Here is a 2,369-nt window from a genome sequence, read left to right as displayed (position 1 = left end):
TTCTTCTGTTGATTTGTTTGAACCTAATAATCCATAAGCTTCATTATATCCACTTCCATCAATAGATTCACATAATATATCATCAAGGCTATAGATTTTTTCTACACCATTTGTTTTTAAAATTTTCTTAGTTCTAAATCTTGTATGAATATCACAAGTAAGAACGCTCTTTGTATAATTTAAAATAGTTTTAGGATTGTTTGAGAATATTACTTCACACTCAACACCATATTCTTGGATTAAAGATTTATAATAATCAATGTAATCAACACCTGTGAAAGTATGTTTATTATACCCAAATAGATTACGGAATTCTTGTTCTGTTAAAACATCTGTCCAAGGATTAACTCCCTTATCATCTAACATATCTAAGTCAACTAGATGATTTCCAACTTCATCAGATGGATAGCTTAACATTAATACCATTTTCTTAGCTCCCTTTGCTATACCACGAAGGCAGATTGCAAAACGGTTACGACTTAAGATAGGGAATATTACACCAATAGTATCGTCACCAAATTTAGACTTAACATCTTTAGCTATATTATCTATAGAAGCATAATTTCCTTGAGCACGTGCAACTACTGATTCAGTTACAGTAACTATATCTTTATCATTTATAGTAAAGCCTTCAACTTCTGAAGCTTTAAGTACACTTTCTACAACTATATCTTCGATTTTATCGCCTTCTTTTATAATTGGGCAACGAAGTCCCCTAACAACTGTACCAATAACTCTTTCCAAAATAATCTCTCCCAACAATTTAAATTTAATTTTAAATATTTCGTACTATTGTAATATACACTAATAAATGGTATAAGTAAAATAAATAGAATGAATATATGATATAAGGGGTGCTTATATGATTACTAAATTAGATTTATATAAGGTGTTTTGTCAGGTAGGAAAAAGTAAAAGCTTTTCAAAGGCATCAAAGGAGCTTTACATGACACAGCCAGCAGTTAGCCAAGCTATAATGCAATTAGAAGGAGAACTAGATGTTAGACTTTTTAATAGAACACCTAGGGGTGTATCATTAACTAATGAGGGGAGCATTTTATTTGAATATGTAAATTCAGCAATTAATTTAATCAATGCGGGAGAAGAAAAAATATTAGAATTTAAAGATTTAACTGTGGGAGAGTTAAAGATTGGGGTAGGAGATACTATATCTAAGTATTTTCTACTTCCATATTTAGAGTTTTTTCATAATAGATACCCTAATATTAAGTTTAAGATTATAAATGGTACTACCTTAGAACTTTGCTCTTTAATTAAGTCAGGAGAAATTAATATTGCAATTTGTAATTTTCCAATTGATGATAAATCATTAGAATCAAGACCTTGTAGAGAGATTAGAGATATTTTTGTTTGTGGAGAGAAGTATAAGGATTTATCAAGGGAGAAGATTTCATTAGAAGAAATGGTCAAATATCCTTTAATATTCTTAGAACCTAATTCAAATTCAAGAAAGTATGTAGAAAAGTTTATGTTATCCAAAGGGATAAAAATTTCTCCAGAGTTTGAACTTGGATCTTTTGATTTATTATTGGAGTTTGCCAAGATAAATTTAGGGATTGCTTGTGTAATAAAGGAGTTTTCAAGGGATTATTTAGAAAAGGGATTATTGTATGAGGTTAATGTTTTAGAAGAAATACCAAGTAGAAGTATAGGGGTTTGTTATTTAAAGGATGTTCCCCTTTCATTAGCTTGCGCAAAATTTGTTGAGATATTATCATCTGCTAATTATTCACTGAATGATAGTATATAACACAGGTACTGATTTAAAGTGTTATTATAACAATAATTATTAAGATGAGAACAAAACTTTGATCAAATATTTGTAGAAATAAAATTATATTTAAAAGAATATAGCAATTTATAAACCTCATATATTATAAAAAAACAGTAATAGATACATAATGAAAAGAGAGATTATTTGTTTACCATAATAATCTAGATAATAACAAAACAAAAGGGTGATATAAATGTCGCATATAAGTTCAAAAAATGGATATAAAAGTTTGGAAGAGAGGTTAAATAGATTTCCACAAGGGGCACCTCCATCACAAACTTTATACAAAATATTAGCTATGTTGTTTACAGAAAAAGAAGCCCAGTTAGTTGCTCAACTACCAATTAAAGCATTTAGAGTAAAAACAGCTGCTAATATATGGAATGTAAGTGAAAGAGAAGCATTGAAAATACTTGATACACTTGCTAGTAGGGCAATTTTATTAGATATAGAAGATGATAAGGGAAAACAATATATACTTCCTCCGCCAATGGCTGGATTTATAGAATTTGCTTTGATGAGAACTAGAAATGATATTGATCAAAAACTTTTATCAGAACTTTATTATCAATAT

At 28.8% G+C, this 2,369-nt stretch carries 2 protein-coding genes and 1 pseudogene; 2 read left to right on the top strand and 1 reads right to left on the bottom strand.

From position 1 onward, the window contains the following. Positions 1-744: coenzyme F420-0:L-glutamate ligase (locus J7G74_RS16160; RefSeq protein WP_297137272.1), on the bottom strand; the 744-nt coding region annotated here is incomplete at its 3' end. 118 nt (positions 745-862) lie between these two features. Between J7G74_RS16160 and J7G74_RS16155 the strand changes: the two genes are divergently transcribed. Both J7G74_RS16155 and J7G74_RS16150 read left to right on the top strand, forming a co-directional pair. After that, positions 863-1,771 (top strand): LysR family transcriptional regulator, encoded by a 909-nt coding sequence (locus J7G74_RS16155; protein WP_297137264.1) that lies wholly within the window; start codon positions 863-865, stop codon positions 1,769-1,771. Positions 1,772-1,988: 217 nt separating this feature from the next. Then, positions 1,989-2,369, top strand: a pseudogene (locus J7G74_RS16150) ((Fe-S)-binding protein); the annotation flags it as partial.

The sequence above is a fragment of the Terrisporobacter sp. genome, assembly GCF_017888745.1.
Classification (GTDB): Bacteria; Bacillota; Clostridia; order Peptostreptococcales; family Peptostreptococcaceae; genus Terrisporobacter.
The sequence above is the reverse complement of the archived record's forward strand: the minus strand, read 5'-3'. Positions and strand labels throughout refer to the sequence as shown.

Coding starts and splice junctions, on each gene's coding strand:
- J7G74_RS16155 (WP_297137264.1), top strand. CDS start 863: ATGATTACTAAATTAGATTTATATAAGGTGTTTTGTCAGGTAGGAAAA.